General features: G+C 39.7%; 15 protein-coding genes. 4 read left to right on the top strand and 11 right to left on the bottom strand.

Annotated elements, in window-relative coordinates; genetic code table 11:
* Positions 1-400: 400 nt before the first annotated feature.
* Together ACYVHJ_RS18740 and ACYVHJ_RS18735 are read right to left on the bottom strand one after the other, a co-directional pair.
* Positions 401-1,744, bottom strand: a complete 1,344-nt coding sequence (locus tag ACYVHJ_RS18740) for a glucosidase family protein (RefSeq protein ID WP_460517856.1) — start codon at positions 1,742-1,744, stop codon at positions 401-403.
* Positions 1,741-2,805, bottom strand: a complete 1,065-nt coding sequence (locus ACYVHJ_RS18735) for a nucleoside hydrolase (protein ID WP_460517853.1) — start codon at positions 2,803-2,805, stop codon at positions 1,741-1,743. Before ACYVHJ_RS18735 ends, ACYVHJ_RS18740 begins: the two co-directional genes overlap by 4 nt.
* Before the next feature lie 217 nt (positions 2,806-3,022).
* On the opposite strand from ACYVHJ_RS18735, the gene ACYVHJ_RS18730 reads away from it, so the two are divergent.
* Together ACYVHJ_RS18730 and lysS are read left to right on the top strand one after the other, a co-directional pair.
* The gene (locus tag ACYVHJ_RS18730; protein ID WP_460517850.1) at positions 3,023-4,213 is read left to right on the top strand and encodes a proline dehydrogenase family protein; all 1,191 of its coding nucleotides are present in this window, start codon (positions 3,023-3,025) and stop codon (positions 4,211-4,213) included.
* Positions 4,214-4,226: 13 nt separating this feature from the next.
* A complete protein-coding gene (gene lysS, locus ACYVHJ_RS18725) occupies positions 4,227-5,948 on the top strand; it encodes a lysine--tRNA ligase (protein WP_460517847.1) in 1,722 nt (573 codons plus the stop codon).
* Positions 5,949-6,057: 109 nt separating this feature from the next.
* Here the strand turns inward: lysS and ACYVHJ_RS18720 are convergent, their stop codons facing one another.
* Entirely contained in the window at positions 6,058-6,540 is a 483-nt protein-coding gene (locus tag ACYVHJ_RS18720) for a DinB family protein (protein ID WP_460517844.1), read from the bottom strand.
* A gap of 153 nt (positions 6,541-6,693) precedes the next feature.
* Here ACYVHJ_RS18720 and ACYVHJ_RS18715 point away from each other — a divergent pair, with 153 nt between their 5' ends.
* Positions 6,694-7,653: a helix-turn-helix transcriptional regulator gene (locus tag ACYVHJ_RS18715; RefSeq protein ID WP_460517841.1), complete on the top strand. Its 960-nt coding sequence runs from the start codon at positions 6,694-6,696 to the stop codon at positions 7,651-7,653.
* A 33-nt stretch (positions 7,654-7,686) separates the two neighbouring features.
* On the opposite strand, the gene ACYVHJ_RS18710 is transcribed toward ACYVHJ_RS18715, so the two are convergent.
* Positions 7,687-8,061 carry a VOC family protein gene (locus tag ACYVHJ_RS18710; RefSeq protein WP_460517838.1) on the bottom strand — a complete coding sequence of 125 codons (375 nt, stop codon included), beginning with the start codon at positions 8,059-8,061 and terminating at the stop codon, positions 7,687-7,689.
* A 116-nt stretch (positions 8,062-8,177) separates the two neighbouring features.
* Positions 8,178-9,209, bottom strand: coding sequence for a sugar phosphate isomerase/epimerase family protein (locus tag ACYVHJ_RS18705; protein ID WP_460517835.1), 1,032 nt, complete (start codon positions 9,207-9,209; stop codon positions 8,178-8,180).
* A gap of 301 nt (positions 9,210-9,510) precedes the next feature.
* Here ACYVHJ_RS18705 and ACYVHJ_RS18700 point away from each other — a divergent pair, with 301 nt between their 5' ends.
* The gene (locus tag ACYVHJ_RS18700; protein ID WP_460517832.1) at positions 9,511-10,845 is read left to right on the top strand and encodes a purple acid phosphatase family protein; all 1,335 of its coding nucleotides are present in this window, start codon (positions 9,511-9,513) and stop codon (positions 10,843-10,845) included.
* A gap of 66 nt (positions 10,846-10,911) precedes the next feature.
* Here the strand turns inward: ACYVHJ_RS18700 and ACYVHJ_RS18695 are convergent, their stop codons facing one another.
* The 6 genes from ACYVHJ_RS18695 to eno form a co-directional block, all read right to left on the bottom strand.
* Entirely contained in the window at positions 10,912-12,129 is a 1,218-nt protein-coding gene (locus ACYVHJ_RS18695; protein ID WP_460517829.1) for a hypothetical protein, read from the bottom strand.
* Positions 12,130-12,324: 195 nt separating this feature from the next.
* Positions 12,325-13,203 (bottom strand): cysteine synthase CysM, encoded by an 879-nt coding sequence (gene cysM, locus ACYVHJ_RS18690; RefSeq protein WP_339901310.1) that lies wholly within the window; start codon positions 13,201-13,203, stop codon positions 12,325-12,327.
* 11 nt (positions 13,204-13,214) lie between these two features.
* Entirely contained in the window at positions 13,215-14,051 is an 837-nt protein-coding gene (locus ACYVHJ_RS18685; protein ID WP_339901311.1) for a serine O-acetyltransferase, read from the bottom strand.
* Between the two features lie 14 nt (positions 14,052-14,065).
* Positions 14,066-14,635 (bottom strand): hypothetical protein, encoded by a 570-nt coding sequence (locus ACYVHJ_RS18680; RefSeq protein WP_460517825.1) that lies wholly within the window; start codon positions 14,633-14,635, stop codon positions 14,066-14,068.
* Positions 14,616-14,903: an FtsB family cell division protein gene (locus tag ACYVHJ_RS18675; protein ID WP_339901313.1), complete on the bottom strand. Its 288-nt coding sequence runs from the start codon at positions 14,901-14,903 to the stop codon at positions 14,616-14,618. Before ACYVHJ_RS18675 ends, ACYVHJ_RS18680 begins: the two co-directional genes overlap by 20 nt.
* 254 nt (positions 14,904-15,157) lie before the next feature.
* The gene (eno, locus tag ACYVHJ_RS18670) at positions 15,158-16,435 is read right to left on the bottom strand and encodes a phosphopyruvate hydratase (RefSeq protein WP_460517821.1); all 1,278 of its coding nucleotides are present in this window, start codon (positions 16,433-16,435) and stop codon (positions 15,158-15,160) included.
* Positions 16,436-16,446: the final 11 nt, after the last annotated feature.

The following is a 16,446-nucleotide window of genomic DNA, read 5'->3' as shown; positions in this document are numbered from 1 at the left end:
TAATATTAAAATAAAAAAGCCCGACTCTCTCGAATCGGGCTTCTATGTTTTTTATCTTTTTCTATTTTTTTTCAAGACAATACGCAGCTCCGATTCGACCTTGGGGACGAAAGTAAAAGTAAAAGAAGCTAAAATACGTAGCTGCGAAATTTTTCATGCGTCAAATGTAACCCTTCCACCTTTAAAAATCAAATAGTTAATGACTTTTTTAATTTTTATTCTGCTATTCATTAGAAATGGATGCCCCTTGAGTAACGCATATAAAACCTCAAACAATTGTATTACAATTACTTACCACGTAAGCTAGGGTATACTAAGACAGCCTAAAAAATCTATTGAGCCTTACAGTCAAGCCTTTATAATTATCGATAACGCATTTAATAAAAACAATTTTACAGGGTCACTTTCCTGCCATCCTTCTGAATGCTGCAAGTGGGCATGCAACAGAAGTAAGGTAAACCGGATTTTGAGTTCCTCCACTCTTATCAAAACATTCATATGGAGCACCAAAAGATTCTCCTTTTCGGAAATCATTTGCTTTAAGCTCAGCCAGGTATTCCATTGCTAATTTCTGTGCCAATTGAGGATTACTAAAATGTATAGCGAATGCCACCCAACCGGTAGGCGTCCCCCAATATGCTCCATTTTGATAGGTGTTTTTTGCCGCAAGGGACTTTTCCCATACATGGGTTTCATCAAAATCATGGTCCAAGGGTACATGTCTAATATTGCCCCGATGGCTAATGGTACCTTTTTCATAGGCAGTAGCCAAGACCTCGCTTACATGAGCAAGACTTTCACCATCTAATACACCCAAATAAACAGCCAAAGAAGTCCCCCAAACATCGGGTTGAGAACTTTGCCGGGTAGAAGCTTTTAAAAAACCGCTATCATCATTAAATACTTTTGGGATTGCCTCCTTTATCCTTTCTGCCATTTGTTGGTACCTGAAACGTTCTTTTGGATCTTCTATCAACGAATAAAGCTCAGCAAGCTCTTTGGCTGCCCTGTACTTAAGCAAGGAGGGAAACAATAATTTTCCAGTCATTTGAATTGCATCCCTAAAACCAAAATCCACTCCTCTAAATTTCTCGGAAGCAAAAACCAAATGGTCTATCGGTTCTGCAGGAGGAACCTGAAAAGACAAGGCCAATCTGTCCATCAAAGAAAGCCCATTGATTTTTTCGTTAAGGATAGACAGGTCCCCAACCTCTTTAATATAGGTGTATGCCATATGTACAAACAAAAACTGATCTCCATAGGGAGGCAATGTCCCCCATTTTTCTGTTCCCTGATCATTAAAACTGTAGGTTCCCGGAAAATAAATTGGCTGACTATCATCTATTCTGATATGATCTGCAACCGCTCCCACCGGCACCATACTCCCACCTTTGGTGATCCATGTATTGCCGGCTTGAGTTGATGCAGTGAGTATCAACATGTGCTTTTGTTCTGCAGCTGGAATCATTCCTGTTTCTAAGGCCATGGCATAATCTCTGATCCAGAAGCTGGGGTAGGCATTTCTTCCTCCGGGCCTGATCAATACTCCTCCGGTATTATTTGCACCAAATTTTTCAGAAATGAATTGCTTGGGGTAAATGCGAGAGGCTTCCAGCACTGAAGCAGTAAGTTCTTCCAAAAACTGAAATTGATCCTCAGTCAGGACTGTAGCATTTTGCCCAAAAACAAAAGAAGGAAAAAACCAGAACAAAAGACCTATTAATAAGTTAAACCTTGGATTCATTTGAGTTTATTATTTAGCGGTTGGTTAGCAATGAAGGTATTTAAGGTTTTAGCAAGGGACTTATCACTCCCTTGCTTTTGTATTATAAAATGGTGGAGCGGGTTAACTTCGGTGGTCACCCAGCGACTCCCCTGCCCCAATTCAAATGTAAGCGCCCCGGGAGCTAATTCTTCAAAATACTGATCCGGCCCCATGACTGCATAATACACTGTAGCAAGGCCCCAGCTGGGTCTTTGATCTATTAATGTTTTCTTCTCCATATTCCAGAGCCAATCCCTATAGGCAGTTCTTACGATATTACCGGCATTCAATGTTTCCAAAGATCCCCCTGTAAAAACCTTTGCCCCTGCATCCACAAAGTAAGCTGGTTTTGGAAATTGGTCTATTAAATAATCTGTGTAGACGGCAGTATTATTCTTGTAAAAATTCCAATCTTTCACTCCTCCTACCTTCTTATTGGAGGCACCCAATGCCCCTAATGCTACCCAACGTTTAATTTTCTTACTTACCAGATCAAAACCATTCAAAGGGGATATATTATCCGGAATAGACCTTAACAATTCATACAAAGCCTTGGTATGTCCAATGGTAATATAGGTGACGGAATTATCGGGAGCTTTAGCAAGCAATCTCCTGTTCAATATGGTTTGTTCGTAAGCATCATGATTATGAATCAATGTATTTTTATAAGCTATAGTATCTTTGGCTAGCTTTTCAGCCTGCATTTTATCCTTTGGATCTCCAAAACTCAAATCATGGCTGGCTCCTACAGGTATACGGCTTCTCCCGTAATAGACATTGATCGCATCAATTATCCCCACTCCATAAGGTATTTTACCAGAGCTATAAATAACCCCAAGGATTTCCACTTTATCCTGATCAGCAAAATGATGCAACAGTGCCATGGCCCCAACATCATCACAATCGGATCCCATATCTGTATCCAGAATAACTTTCTCAGTTTGGGCCATTGCAATTTCCACCGCGAAATAAAAAGCAAGAAAAAGAAGCCCAAAAACAAACCTGCCTGATGAAGAATTTCTCAAATTTATTTTATACATAAAGGTCAATTTTAAAGAATGATTGAAACATTCCCACAAGTGGCTTTCGGAAAAGCATGTTTAAATTGTATATTTGAGTGTACATCAAATACTTGGAATATTTTTAAAATTAGGCATTCTGAAATAAAAATCTAGGAGGGAAAAGCTTTAGTTTGTCGATAAATCAAACTTTAAACCCTGTCATTAGTTGTTTTTTTAATATCTTTGCGCACTGAAAATGGGAATAAAACTTGGATTTTCTTTTGACAATCTAAAAGTAGCTTTTGCTCACCTCAGCATCAAGGATCTGAAGAGAATGCGAATGCTCTACAGATTGATGAGATACCCTTTTATAGTAAGGCTAGGGATTTTCTTTACCAAAATCTCTTTCAACCTTGGATTACCTATAAAAGCACCACTAAAACGAACCATTTTTGAGCAGTTTTGTGGAGGAGAGAGTTTTGAAACTTCACAAAAAACTGTGAAAAAACTAGGCAACTACAGGGTAAGTTCTGTGTTGGATTATTCAGTTGAGGGGAAAGAGGAGGAGCACATTCTGGAAGCAACGATGGAAGAAATTCTAAATTCAATCCATAAGGCCAAAGGCAATGTTTTGATACCTTTTGCCGTGTTCAAAGTTTCGGGCATAGCTCCTACTTCAATTTTGACGAAGGTTCAAAGCAAGGAAGTGCTTTTACCGCGAGAGAAAAAAAGATTTGAATTGGCCAAGCAAAGGGTATTTAAACTCTGTGAAACAGCTGCCAATTCCGGTGTAAAGTTAATGGTGGATGGTGAAGAAAGCTGGTTTCAAGCAGTTACCGACAACTGGATACTCGAGGCCATGAAACTTTACAATAAGGAAGAGGCGATCATTTACAACACCTTCCAAATGTATAGAAAAGCCATGAGCAGAAGGTTAAAAGATGCACACCATGAAGCAGTTGCCAACAGTTTTTACCTTGGGGTAAAACTTGTAAGGGGAGCATATATGGAAAAGGAGAGGGAGATTGCAAAAAAAGAAGGCTATCCTGACCCCATCCATGCGACAAAAGAGGCAACAGATGATGCTTTTAACAAAGCCTTGCAATTTTGCATCAATAATAAACAGAGAATATACCTAGTCAATGGTTCCCACAATGAACTGAGCAATATCATACTGACAGAGCTAATGGAGCTGCACGGTTTGAAAAGGGAAGACAGGAGGTTTTACTTCTCCCAGCTATATGGAATGAGCGATCACATAAGTTTCAACTTGGCCAATGCTGGTTTTAACGTGGTCAAGTATGTACCCTATGGGCCGGTAAAGGAGGTACTCCCCTACCTTGGTAGAAGGATAAAAGAAAATTCAGGAATTTCCGACCAAGTCCTTAAAGAACAGACGATGGTCGAAAATGAAATCTTGAGAAGAAAAAATCTAAAAATAGCATAACAAATATTTACCCATGCAATTACTGAACGAACAGGAGATAGAAAGAAGAAAAGACCGGGAGGCATTACTGAATTTGGGCATTGACCCCTATCCGGCACTCTCCTTTCCGATCAATGCCACGGCAGCAGACATCCATCAAAATTACAACAATCGTAAAAACGATTATAAGGGAATTACTATTGCCGGAAGACTAATGACCAGGAGAATCATGGGTTCTGCCAGTTTTGCTGAAATTCAAGACAGTACAGGCCGGCTTCAAATTTACGTTAGAAGAGATGACCTATGCCCGGATGAAGACAAAACACTTTACAATAAAGTGTTTAAGAAACTTTTGGGAATAGGAGATTTTATAGGCCTTAAAGGCTTTATTTTCACTACTCAGACCGGTGAAATTTCATTACATGTTCAGGAATTTACCTTGCTATCGAAATCAGTAAAACCTCTCCCTGTGGTAAAGCGGGACGAGGAAGGCAATGTATTTGATGGCTTTACAGACCCTGAACTTAGGTACAGGCAACGTTATGTAGACCTTATTGTTAATCCTGAGGTAAAAGAAACTTTCGTCACCAGGTCCAAAATCATTTCCACCATGAGAAATTATTTTGACGATCATGGCTGGATGGAAGTTGAGACTCCTATTTTACAACAGGTACATGGAGGAGCTGCTGCCAAACCTTTTGAAACTCATCACAATGCGCTTGACACTCCTCTATTCCTTAGAATAGCCAATGAATTGTACCTGAAGCGACTAATAGTAGGCGGTTTTGAAGGTGTTTATGAAATCGGCAAAATGTTCCGAAATGAGGGCATGGACAGAACCCACAATCCGGAATTTACATCCATGGAAATTTATGTGGCTTATAAGGACTACATCTGGATGATGGAAATGGTCGAAGACTTAATTGCTAAAATTGCAAACCGTGTATTAGGCACTTCAAAAGCAAAGGTTGGGGACAATGTGATAGACTTTGAAGGGCCTTATAAAAGATTGTCTATGTTTGAATCTATTCAGGAATATACCGGAATAGATGTAAGCCAAATGGACGAGAACGAACTCAGAGCGCTGTGTGGCGAAATGGGTATAGAGGTAGATGACAGCATGGGGAAAGGCAAGTTGATCGATGAAATCTTCGGAGAGAAGGTAGAGGAGCACCTTATCCAGCCTACCTATATTACCGACTACCCAATTGAAATGACACCGCTTGCCAAAAAACATAGAAGCAAACCGGGGCTTGTGGAAAGGTTCGAATTATTTGTCAATGGTAAGGAGATAGCCAATGCTTATACTGAATTGAATGACCCCATAGACCAAAGAGAGCGATTTGAAGACCAACTCAAATTGGCACAAAGAGGAGATGATGAGGCCATGGCCATGGACGAAGATTTTCTTCGCGCCCTAGAATACGGCATGCCCCCAACATCCGGCCTGGGTATCGGAATAGACCGACTTTGCATGATGCTTACAGATCAAAGCACCATTCAGGAAGTTCTATTTTTCCCTCAAATGAAGCCGGAGAAAAAAGTAAAAATAGCATCCGATGAAGACTTTATTGAATTGGGAATAAACCCAGGTCTTATTCCGGCTATCAGAGAATTAAACATCCATACCATTGAGCAATTGAAAGGGTTAAACCCTAACAAGCTATTCAATGATGTATGCGGGAAAAAGAAAAAACTAAAACTAGATGTACCCAACCCCAGCAAGGAAGAGGTAGCAAACTGGATTAACGCGTAAAAACGTAACAAAATCGTATCAAAAACCCCCTATGTAAACTATACTTAGGGGGTTTTTATTTAAAAGCTAGCCTTTGCTATCACCTGATTTTTTATTCAATTCACCAGTATTAGTGCTCCCAAAAATAGGGAGGCTCCAAGCCCAAGGCCCGAAGGTAAACATAGCCTTGCCCCCTGTGATGGATCTCATTGTCAATAAAATACATCAAAGTGCAATAAATTTTATTTTCATACTGTCCAAAAGCCACTACAGTCTCTTGAAAATCATCCGTTGTAAGCTTTGGAAACCATTCGTCTATTTCAACAGTAGCTTGGTCCCAAAGCTCCAACAATCTTTCTTTACTATTTTCCACCGCAAACGCTTCTTTAAGAGGCTCCCATTCACGCGTCACCAAGCCCTTGATACCGGGGCCTGCAATACCTAACAGCTCTTGGACCATTTCTCCAAACGGCCTCATTTCCCCAACTGTAAAATTAAAAAGTTGCTCTTCGGGAAAAGTTTCAATCACCCTGCGGGTGAGCCCACGATGCCCCTGCCAGTGTTTCAATAATTGCTCTTGTGAAATGATCATTTGCTGTGCTTTCGTTTCCATCTTGATGTTTATTTTAAGTGAATATTTAATTTTGAAACAAACTTACCTACAGCAAGTGACAACCCTATGTCAGTAGTTTTATGAAAATTAAGGCCTTGAAGAAATATTTTTTATCAAAGAAAATATCATTAGTTTTATTCGATATAGCCTCCCATGAACAGATTAAATCGACTTACCGCCATTTTGACCCAACTGCAGAGCAAAAGACATATCTCTGCGGAAGAAATCGCCAATAGGTTTGAAATAAGTCTACGTACCGTATACCGAGATATGCGGGCACTTGAGGAAGCCGGTGTCCCAATAACAGGTGAAGCAGGGAAAGGGTACACTTTGGTAGAAGGCTATCGGTTACCACCGGTTATGTTTGATGAAAAAGAGGCCTTTTCTTTATTATTGGCAGAAAAAATAATCGAAAAATTCAGTGATCGGGAAATTGGCCAACACTTCCAATCTGCTCTGATCAAAATTAAATCTGTACTGAAAGACCAGCAAAAATCAGCCATTGATCAATTGGATGAACAAGTAATCTATTATAAACGTGAATTGGATAGCCCTTCAAAAAATGAAAAAGCCATTCAGCGCATCATGTCTGCCCTAGCAACGAATAAGGTTCTGCAATTTAATTACACCTCCTTTATAAAAGAAGAAAATACGAGCCGATCAGTTGAACCTATAGGCATGTACTTTTCATTGGGAAACTGTTACCTTATTGCCTTTTGTAAACTAAGAAATGACTATAGAACTTTTCGGATTGATCGCATACAAAAAATAAATATTACCGAGGAACATTTCACCACCAACCACCCCTCTTTAAAGTCCTACCTAAAAAAGATGGAGGAGGGCAATCAATTAAAAAAAGTAATCATTCAGATGGATCCCTCTCATGTCAAGTATATTGACAACCACAAATACAATCAAGGTTTCGTCTTGCAAGAAAAGATAGACAATAAAGTCCAACTCACTTTTATGGTTGATTCTATCGAGTTTTTTGTCCGATGGATTATTTCTATAGGGGATATTGTCACGGTTATCTCTCCTAAGGCCCTTTCAGAAAGAATGTCAGCATTGCTGAATACCATGACGAGCAAACTACAAGAATCAAATTCGCGGTAAAAAGCCTAAGGATATATTCCGAGCTTTGGCCAGTTAACCTATATGTTGGTCAACAAGGATAATATTTCCATCCGGATCTTTAATAACAAAATTATCAGGGCCTTTACCATTTTCATCGGCTTCCCTTTCAAATTTTAGGCCTTGAGTTTTTAAATCTTGTTGAATTTCTCTAACATCTTGGTAATCTTCAATCACATTGGCATCGGCATCCCAGCCGGGGTTAAAGGTCAAAATATTTTCTTCAAACATTCCTTCAAATAGACCAATTAAGGTGTCACCATTTTTCATGATCAAGTAATGATGTTCTAAGGAACCTGCAAAGGGGCTGAAGCCCAGCTTCTCATAAAATTCTTTGGAAGCTTTTAAGTTTTTTACAGCTAGACTTACTGAGAACGCACCAAGTTTCATAATTAAGGGGTTTAAATTACACTCAATCAAAGCTCCGATTTATTCTAAATCGAATGAAATAAGATTAGGAGAGGATTTACTTAAAATTTGTAAACCCTCCCTATCATTTTTTCTACTTAGGCCAGAGACCTTCTACAATATTCAAGACAGTTCTGAACTTCTTTAACAGCATCCGAACCTTCCGGAATTTTATATTCAAGTTCAATGGTAGCCGGGAATTTGTATTTTTTACTTTGTATTTCACTTAGCAACTCCACAATAGGCGTATCACCCTCTCCCCAAGGTAGATTACCTTTTCCGTTTGCCGGGGTTTGTCGGTCCTTGGTATGCATGCTTAAAATGCGCTTGTGCTTTTTCTGAAGTAGTTCAAAAATATCCTTGTAACCGGCAGCAATATAGTGGCCGGCATCGAGATTCAGTGCATTTCGGGGACTTTGCTCCAAGGCAGTGTCCCAAAAGGTTGGGGTTTGTTGGGTATGCCCATGGTAACCCACTGACATTTTATTCTTTTCTCCCATTTTTCCCAACTTTAATGTCCGCGCATCATTTGCAGGATGTTCTAATGTAACATGGCTGGCACCCAAAGCCCTTGCTGCTTTCATCCCGTAAGCAATTTCAGCATCTGTATTGTTCATCCCAAAAGCTCCTGGTTTAAACGCATAAATACTGACACCTGCATCCTTATACATTTTTCTGAATTTCTCGAATTTTTTGAAATCAGTTTTCGCACGCCAAGCGGCCACACTTGCAGCATGGTCTTCCGCCTCTTTTTGCAGCTCCATAAACTCCTTGGTTTCATCTGCAGACAACTGGCCTCCATCTCTTTTCTTTCGACGCAAGTTGTTGAATCTGCCTCTATCCATAGTAGACTCAGGAATGCCTGCAAAGGATTCCGCAGGGCCACCCATCAACTCTATGGCACTGATCCCGCTGTCTGTAACATATTTGAGGGTTGCTTCGGCACTTTGGTCCGGCAGTGATCGGAAAGAATAAGTGATACATCCGATCTGTACACCATTTATTTTCGAATCAGGTTTATTATAGTTTTTAATTATTGCAGGAGCACCTTTGATCAAGGATGTTGATGCCAAAGCAATGCCTGCAGTACCAAAAAGGGATTTAATTAAAAACGCTCTTCTATTATTCATTGGAATGGAAATTTAGGTTTAAGTTGTAATATAAGAATTGACTGAATAAATATTATTCTTTTTAAGTCAAAAAGGCCAAATAACTAACAGATTCTCTGAAAAAGATGGGTAATCAAGCAAAAAACTCAAAACATGGCCTTGGGTATGCGCTTATATAATTAACCCAATGGTAATGAACAATCCATTATTTTACTAAACACGTAGTATAAATTGAGCTTTAAAAAGTATCTCTAAGAACCAATGTTTTAATTTGCCTCCTGCTTAATCTATGACCAGATAAAGTAGATACAATTTTAAAAAAATGAAAACCCCTTTTTTACTTGCCCCCCTTTTAGCTTTAAGTTTCTTTTTTTCAACCCTTTACCTAGCTCCTGCACAGACTGCTAAACCTGAACATATTGTGTTAACTTGGAAGAACGATCCTTCTCAGTCACAAAGTGTAACCTGGAGAACGAGTTCAAGGCTTGCGCACCCAATTGCCCAGTTATCCTTAGCAAGTGCTGCAGGTAAAATAACGGACCGTGACCAAAGCTACCAAGCCGAAATGCAAGAGATCGAAAGCCTTGAGGGCAACACCTATTTCTATTATTCTGTTACCTTCGAGGGGCGCAAACCAGGTGGTATTTACCGGTATAGGGTTGGAGAAGCTGGCAATGAAATGAGCGAATGGAATCAGTTTACTACAGCTGATAAAACAGAGGATTCCTACTCCTTTATTTATTTAGGGGACATCCAAAATGAGATATTGGCTTGGGGAAGCAGAACTGTAAGGGCCGCCTATGCCAAAGCACCCAAGGCAGGGTTTATGTTATTTGCTGGAGATTTAATTAATGATGGGCATCAAGATAGTCAATGGATAGAATGGTTTGAATCTTTAGGCCATATTCGAACGATGAAATCCATAGTTCCTGTCATAGGAAATCATGAATACGATACTTATCCTAACAATCCGGATGAAGAGAAAATATCCATGTATTGGCGGCCTCAGTTTGAACTTCCGCTAAATGGTCCGGAGGGCCTGGAAGAAAGTGTTTATTATATGGACTATAAGAACATGAGACTGGTTGTGTTGAACAGTTTAGCCGCATTAAAATCACCTGAAAATCTACAAATTCAAAGTGATTATCTCGAAAAAGTTTTGACAGATAACCCCCAAAAATGGACTGTAGTTTCATTCCATCATCCTTTTTTTACTGCCAGAGATGGCAGGCACGGTAATTATCCGGAACTCCGTGAAGCTTGGCAGCCTATCTTAGAAAGACATAAGGTGGATCTTGTACTTAAAGGTCATGACCATGTATATGCCAGAGGAGCTCATCAAACCAAAACCATCGAAGTGCCGAAAGGACAAGTGGGGCCTGTATATGTTGTCTCAGTGGCCGGCCCTAAAATGTATGGTATTGTTCCTGAAAAACGCTGGATGGACAGAGCAGGTGTGAACACCCAATTGTACCAGGTGATTACCATTGATGGGGATTTACTTCAATATCGAGCCTATACAGTTTTGGATGAGCTATATGACGCTTTTGACTTACAAAAGCAGAAAAACAACTATAATTTATTTACTGAGCATATCTCCACACCAAAATATCCGGAAAACAGTTTTCCAAATGGTTCAACCCTGCGCTCAAAATAAAAAGCCAGGTCAGAAGCTGGAGGAACAAAATTAAACTACCCTGCTTCTGACCTGATTTTCAACCTGTTATTTTTTCACCTTTTCTTTTAAGTCGTTGATTATTTTTTCTATTACAAAACGATTGCTTTCGAGATCTATGCCCACTTCTTCAGCCAAAGCCTCCAAATCAGGTTCCCTTTCAGAAGTTATGGCTGTAACAGCCAATCTTGCCAACTCATCCAGTTTTTTCAGTTCTTGATTGGATTCTTCCTCAGCTTCCGGTTCAAATAGAAGTTCAAGGGGCATTAATTCTATTTCCTTCCTTAAAATTTCTTGGGCTGTATTTTGCATGGAGGGTCGCAAATAAATATCTGCTATTTTATCCATTCCTAATCCAAATTTATTCAAGGCGTCAATGATTGCCTCAAATCCTTTCTCAGTTAAAGCCGTCGCCTGTATATTCTCTTCTTTCTCATTATAATAAGCAACTGCAAAATGGGGTGACATTTCCCAATCCTGCAAGCCAAGTCTATAAACACCGCCGGTATAGGAAATATTGAAGTCCCCTTCCATTTCTTGTACCTGTGGGATGGAAGCCTTTTCTTCGGTAATCACCATCACCAAGGACTCGCCTTCATGCACCACAGTCGGTTGGGTAGAACCTGCAAACAACATCATATATGGCACCGGATTCTTTTGTACATCCTCCATAAGGGCGCCTTCATCCTCAATCATTGGATTGACCTCGGTTGCGTAAAAATAAATATCATCAGGACTAAAGCTTGCATAGCCTGATAGGGGACCATAAGTTTGCCAGCAAGAACCATTGAAGCCTATCAGGTTAAACCATAATTCTTTTTCTCCGTCCCGATCTATAATATCTTTTATAGAAGGTGAATACAATAAATAATTTTCACCTGTAAAAACATCTTCCATTCGGTAAAAATGTTTTTCAGTCTGTTCTTTAATTTCAGCAAAGCTAAATCGCCAAGGATTGGCAGATTGAAAAACCATCCAATCAAACTGTTCTTTCTCAAGATTACTAATGGCAGAATGTTTCAGGTATTTGGTAATGAGTCCTCCGTTTTTCATCAACCGATGGATAATGTATTGGGACTTAAGCATATCATACCATTGTCTACCAAACTTATCCGTGATGTGCCGATAGGCTTGTAGCTTTTGATCTGCCTCTTTTCCTAGCTTATCTTTTTCTGTAGCATAAGACAAAAGAAATCTGTCCAAAATGGCTACGCTTAAGGCTGTATTTTGTTCACAAGCCTGCTTTATCTTAAGAAAATCTTCCATGGCTAAAAGATAAGAGGAAATTAACTTTTCATCAAATGATTTTATTCCGGCAGACAAAGAATCTGCTTATCAAAGGCATTCCTTCCAATAAGACCGGACTTTATCTGTTCTTTCAGCTTACTAAAAAAAAAAATCCCGGAAACATAAGTTTACGGGATGAAAGATTGATTGGCCTAACCGATAAATAAGGCTACCCTACCCAAACAAGTCAGTACTTAAATACCTATCACCACGGTCGCAGGTTATGCAAACTATAGTTCCGGAGGTTAAAGTCTTGGCAAGCTCAATAGCGGCATGTAAAGCCCCCCCACTACTCATACCACCTAAGATACCTTCTTCTTTGGCCATTCTTCTTGTCATCTGCGTGGCTTGTTCTTGGCTCACGTCAATGACTTGATCTACCCTTTCGGGTTCAAATATTTTAGGTAAAAACTCAGGAGACCACCTTCTAATTCCGGGAATACTAGAACCTTCAGTAGGCTGGGTACCCACTATTTGTATGGCTGAATTTTGCTCTTTCAAATACCTGGACACTCCCATAATGGTACCTGTGGTTCCCATTGCTGAAACAAAATGAGTTATTTCTCCATTAGTTGCCTCATAAATCTCCGGCCCGGTAGTATGGTAATGCGCCAAATAATTATCAGGGTTAGCGAATTGATTGAGCATAAAATAGCCTTGGTCCTTAGCCATTTCTTCAGCCAAGGTTCTGGAGTATTCAATGGACTTTTCTGCAGGGGTTAAAATAACTTTCGCCCCATAAGCTTCCATGGCCAACACCCTTTCTCTTGTAGCATTGTCAGGCATTATCAATGTCATTTCAACACCCAATAGATTGGCAACCATGGCCAAGGCAATTCCGGTATTCCCTGAGGTGGCCTCAACCAATTTGTCTCCTTTTGCAATCTCACCTCGGTCTAGTGCAGACTGAATCATATGATAGGCTGCACGGTCTTTTACTGAACCTCCGGGATTTTGCCCTTCCAGCTTGCAATAAATTTTAACCTTAGGGTTTACGGGGATATTTTCAAGTTCAATTAAAGGGGTATTCCCTATTAATTCAAATAGCTTCATAGTTGTGATTATCAGGCTTCACTTTTCAACACATAAAAATCTGTGAGATTGGAGGCGTCATCAAGTAATTTGGTTTGATAATAAATTTTACTTTTTGCAGGGATGCTTTTCGTCAGCCAAACATTTCCACCAACCACACTGCCTTTACCAATTACCGTATCGCCTCCCAAAATGGTAGCTCCGGCATAGATCACCACATCATCCTCAATGGTTGGATGTCTTTTCTTATCCGCATCTTCTTTCTTCACACTTAAGGCTCCAAGTGTTACGCCTTGATAAATTTTAACCCTGTCCCCTACAATAGTTGTTTCACCTATCACTATTCCTGTAGCATGATCAATGCAGAAAAACCTTCCTATACTTGCACCGGGATGAATATCCACACCGGTCTTGCTATGCGCGTGTTCCGTGATCATTCGAGGAATTAAGGCAACCCCCAAGCGATGTAACAAATGCGCTACTCTATAGGCCGAAATCGCATAAAACCCTGGGTAACAACGAATAATTTCAGTTTTTGACTTAGCTGCCGGGTCACCTTTAAACATGGCATCCAGGTCTTCGTGTAATTTATCATAAACCTCATTCTCAAGTTCATCGAAAAATTGGCTAGCCAATGCCTCTCCATCAGACTGATGAAGTGCAACGTTCTTTCTTAAAATTGCACCAAGTTGCAAGTTTAATTCGGAGAATTTTGCCTGCAAGCTAGCCTTATCTTTCAATACTTCATTTGCATGTTCAGGAAACATGAGTCCTAAAACTTCACCAAAAAAACGATTGATGACCTTGGGAGAAGGACAGCCCGGGCATAGGCTGTGGGCCTTTTGTAATCGGCTTAAGAATGGGTCCATACTACATTTCTACTTTAGAATACAAAACCGACACGGAAAACATATGGTTCATTATAATTTGACCTTTTGTTGTCATAACTGAAATTATACAAGGCCATGATATTCATTCCACCTCTATCTCCGAAAGGAACAAAATAACCTGCCCCTCCAAATAATCCAGGTACCCACTCTCTATAATAAGTCACTTCGTTGTTTTCGCCTAGATAGGGTACTTCCAAATTCAAAGATTCGTATTCAGCATGTAGAAATATCTGTCGAAAGATATTGTAACGGTTAAACACCCTGCCCCCATAAACATGAGAAACACCATCTATATAGTTTTTATTGTTGTAATACTGATAGGTGGCACCTATGCCTGCAGAATACTTTTCAGTAATCATGGCTCCGACCAAAGGGGAAATGTCTATATAAGTAATCCTTCCAAGCTGCAGGCTAAAGTTTCCTCCAAAATACAGTCTTTCTGACAAAGGTGGGTTTTCCTCCTCGTAGATAACACGCTGCGCACGAACCTCGTTATTAAGGCAACAAGCAAAAAATACCGCTAACAAAGCGGATAGCACAAATTTATTCTTCCTTAATGACATACAAGTCTTCCGTTTTTCTTTTCATCAAATAGCGTTCACGAGCAAATTTCTCAAGCAACTCAAAATTGCTTAGCAATTCCTCTCGTTCAATTTGGATTTTCTCCTTTCGTTCTTGATAAAATTCCTTTTGCTTCTCAAGTTCATTTAACTTTGAACGAAGTTTGAAATGGCTGATGATATCATTGCTATCAATAAAAACCATCCAAGTAATGAATAAAACGGTAAAAACGAAGTAGAAGTTTTTGGTATACTTTAAATATTTGGCCATAATCTGCTTCAATGTTTGTACAAATATATCAAAAGAAATACAATCCTGTCTTCAAGGTACTCGAAAATAAAGGAGAATCCATTTTTTAGGTTTGCCAATACCCTCGCTAATTCCATTCCCCTTGAATACAACGGGACACTACCGTTTTATTGATTAATGTTTATTTGGCTCAATCATTGGAATAAAAATCAAAGCAAAAAAAAACCTTTTCAGGAAATTCCCGAAAAGGTTTTTTATTTATTTTTGGCAAGGGATTAAAATTTTAACCCTGGGAAGTAAGCTGAATCCCCTAATTGCTCCTCAATTCTTAACAATTGATTGTACTTGGCCATTCTATCAGACCTGGAAGCAGAACCGGTTTTGATTTGTCCGGTATTCAATGCTACAGCAAGGTCAGCAATGGTAGAATCTTCAGTTTCACCGGAACGGTGAGACATCACAGATTTGTATTTGTTTCTATGGCAAAGATCCACTGCATTGATGGTTTCTGTCAAAGAACCGATTTGATTTACTTTCACCAAAAGTGCATTGGCAATGTTTTCATCAATTCCTTTTTGCAATCTATCCACATTGGTTACAAACAAGTCATCACCAACGATCTGAATTTTGTCACCGACATATTCAGTCATTAATTTCCAACCTTCCCAATCATCTTCTTGCATTCCATCTTCAATGGACTTGATAGGGTATTTGCTTACCCAATCCTTCCAGTAATCCGCCATTTGAGCAGAGGTCAATTCATCACCGGTAGATTTTTTGAATACATAAAGTCCTTTTTCTTCATCGTAAAATTCAGAAGAAGCCGCGTCCATGGCGATAAAAACATCTTCACCTGGTCTAAAACCTGCTTTTTCAATGGCTTGAAGTACCACTTCTACAGCTTCCACATTGGAGCGTAAGTTAGGAGCAAATCCACCCTCATCTCCAACGTTTGTACTTAAACCTTTGGCTTTCAATACGGCTTTAAGGTTATGGAAAATCTGGGTTCCCATTCTCAAAGATTCAGAGAAAGAAGAAGCACCAGCAGGCATTACCATAAATTCTTGAAAATCGATGGCATTATCCGCATGAGAACCTCCATTTAGAATGTTCATCATTGGCACAGGAAGTGTATTGGCATTCACTCCTCCAATGTATCTGTAAAGCGGCTGTCCGGACTCCATGGCTGCAGCCTTAGCAACGGCTAGGGAAACACCCAAGATAGCGTTAGCGCCAAGCTTTGACTTGTTGTTGGTCCCATCCAGGCTCAACATGATGTCGTCAATTTGATTTTGCTCAAAAATATCAAATCCGATAAGTTCTGGAGCAATAACATCATTTACATTAGCAACGGCTTTTAGCACACCTTTGCCCATATAAATATCCTTGTCATTGTCTCTAAGTTCTACAGCTTCGTGAACGCCTGTTGAAGCGCCACTAGGTACAGCTGCTCTTCCAAAAGCACCGGTTTCAGTAAAAACATCTACTTCTACAGTAGGATTACCACGGGAGTCTAAAATTTGTCTTGCGTGGATCGATTGAATTAATGTCATATCAATATAAA

The sequence above is a fragment of the Cyclobacterium sediminis genome (genome assembly GCF_054781075.1).
The sequence above is the reverse complement of the archived record's forward strand: the minus strand, read 5'-3'. Positions and strand labels throughout refer to the sequence as shown.

Bases quoted from the DNA above. Each gene is read 5' to 3' on its own strand.
- ACYVHJ_RS18680 (WP_460517825.1), bottom strand. From the start codon at position 14,635: ATGTCATTAAGGAAGAATAAATTTGTGCTATCCGCTTTGTTAGCGGTA.
- ACYVHJ_RS18710 (WP_460517838.1), bottom strand. From the start codon at position 8,061: ATGAAACTTGGTGCGTTCTCAGTAAGTCTAGCTGTAAAAAACTTAAAA.
- cysM (WP_339901310.1), bottom strand. From the start codon at position 13,203: ATGAAGCTATTTGAATTAATAGGGAATACCCCTTTAATTGAACTTGAA.
- ACYVHJ_RS18740 (WP_460517856.1), bottom strand. From the start codon at position 1,744: ATGAATCCAAGGTTTAACTTATTAATAGGTCTTTTGTTCTGGTTTTTT.
- ACYVHJ_RS18700 (WP_460517832.1), top strand. From the start codon at position 9,511: ATGAAAACCCCTTTTTTACTTGCCCCCCTTTTAGCTTTAAGTTTCTTT.
- ACYVHJ_RS18705 (WP_460517835.1), bottom strand. From the start codon at position 9,209: ATGAATAATAGAAGAGCGTTTTTAATTAAATCCCTTTTTGGTACTGCA.
- ACYVHJ_RS18735 (WP_460517853.1), bottom strand. From the start codon at position 2,805: ATGTATAAAATAAATTTGAGAAATTCTTCATCAGGCAGGTTTGTTTTT.
- eno (WP_460517821.1), bottom strand. From the start codon at position 16,435: ATGACATTAATTCAATCGATCCACGCAAGACAAATTTTAGACTCCCGT.
- lysS (WP_460517847.1), top strand. From the start codon at position 4,227: ATGCAATTACTGAACGAACAGGAGATAGAAAGAAGAAAAGACCGGGAG.
- ACYVHJ_RS18695 (WP_460517829.1), bottom strand. From the start codon at position 12,129: ATGGAAGATTTTCTTAAGATAAAGCAGGCTTGTGAACAAAATACAGCC.
- ACYVHJ_RS18675 (WP_339901313.1), bottom strand. From the start codon at position 14,903: ATGGCCAAATATTTAAAGTATACCAAAAACTTCTACTTCGTTTTTACC.
- ACYVHJ_RS18730 (WP_460517850.1), top strand. From the start codon at position 3,023: ATGGGAATAAAACTTGGATTTTCTTTTGACAATCTAAAAGTAGCTTTT.
- ACYVHJ_RS18720 (WP_460517844.1), bottom strand. From the start codon at position 6,540: ATGGAAACGAAAGCACAGCAAATGATCATTTCACAAGAGCAATTATTG.
- ACYVHJ_RS18685 (WP_339901311.1), bottom strand. From the start codon at position 14,051: ATGGACCCATTCTTAAGCCGATTACAAAAGGCCCACAGCCTATGCCCG.
- ACYVHJ_RS18715 (WP_460517841.1), top strand. From the start codon at position 6,694: ATGAACAGATTAAATCGACTTACCGCCATTTTGACCCAACTGCAGAGC.